Below are 1,432 nucleotides of genomic sequence, written 5' to 3'. Positions count from 1 at the left end.
TGGCGCTGGCGCAACTGCAGCAGCACTGGTCGGCTCTGCGCGAACACGAAGCGGTATGCAGCCGACGCATCCTGACCCAGTCGCGCGAGGACGAGAGCAACAACACCACAACGAGGAAGCAGCAATGCCTGAAGCTCAAGGCAAGGACGTCATGCACCCCGGGTTGACGGGAAGCCCCCACGGAATTGTTAGATGCCGCTTTACTATCTATAGCAAGAGAGCATGCGAGCGTACTTGGCTTCAACATATGCAAGAGCCTGTGGCCACCTGAGTTGTTGAAAATCTTTGCAGAAGACGCCCGGAACAATTGCGGACATGACGTCAATTCCGTATAGGCGACGAGCATCAAGGGAATGTTTATGAGCGGCAAGTTCAATGATTCCCTCTGCCATTGGAAGTGCGATGTTGCGCTGAGTTGGCCAGTCACCACCGCAGTTCTCCACGATCATTTCACGCGCGACCCGAACGGCTGTGTGGCATTGCTCAACGCCAAGCTCAGTTCTTTTTTGTGGCAGTAGTGCCAAGTTATGAATCCGGCTTTTAAGGCAATCAAATGGGTGCATGCATTTGATTGGCATTCCGTCTACAGAAATGTCGACAGCATGCCTGAGCATTCTTGCTTCGCTTTCAATCTTGTAGCCGGCTAGAGCGGTGACATAGTCAATCACCATTGGCTCAGGTTGGTCGCCAAAATCGTCGATAAGTATGACGGCCGCGCTTGGCGGTGGTGTATCTACTGTGGCGATCTCAAAGCGAAGCTTTGACGGAAACGCTGCACTCAGTTGAGCGATGTGGGCTTTCGCTTGTTCGCGCGTGCCAAAGAAGTCCAGATCTGTTGTTAGACCGGACTCAAAGCCTTGCCCCAGTGCGTCGTAGTAATCGGCCCAAAAAGCCAATGCTTGCCCGCCAACCAAGACGACGCCTGGTTGGACGTGCAGTAATTCTTTTAACTGTTCGAGGGAGAGGGGGCTGCTTAAAACTTCTGAGCCCACAGCACTCTCACGCGTTGGTCTCGACGCGCAGACAGAACAACAGGGGCTTTCAGCGCGTGGTCTTGCTTGTAGCTCCGGATCTCGCGTGCACGCAACTCCGCAGCCTGGTGGAAGAGGCTGGCAAGTTGGTTCTTGCGGGCGAGAAGAGCTTGCATGTGGAGATGCCTGATGGGGTGCTCCAGTGGCGTTAAACTGCGCTCACTAGTGAGCGCAGTTTAACGCCACTGGACTACGCAACACGTAACTACGCATCCAAAGCTACTCGCCTCGGTTCCTTTTGTCAAGAGGTGCGCCAAGGCTAAGTCTTTGATTTGCAAGGGCGAGAGGCTGTGGCGGCATCTAACGCCTGAGTTAAGCCGCGCCGCGAAGCGGCGTCGGCTTGGACGAGTAAAAAGGAGACTTCCCGCCCTTGCGGATCACCGCTCGGCCTCGAGGGCCAT

General features: G+C 55.0%; 1 protein-coding gene. It reads right to left on the bottom strand.

Going from position 1 to position 1,432, the window contains the following annotated elements; genetic code table 11:
* Positions 1-203: 203 nt before the first annotated feature.
* Complete coding sequence (locus tag PSEJ35_RS17725; RefSeq protein WP_232207674.1) at positions 204-992, bottom strand: hypothetical protein; 789 nt, start codon at positions 990-992, stop codon at positions 204-206.
* Positions 993-1,432 lie beyond the last annotated feature (440 nt).

Source organism: Pseudoxanthomonas sp. J35 (genome assembly GCF_000513995.1).
Lineage (GTDB): Bacteria > Pseudomonadota > Gammaproteobacteria > Xanthomonadales > Xanthomonadaceae > Pseudoxanthomonas.
This window is presented reverse-complemented; position numbering and strand designations above follow the sequence as displayed.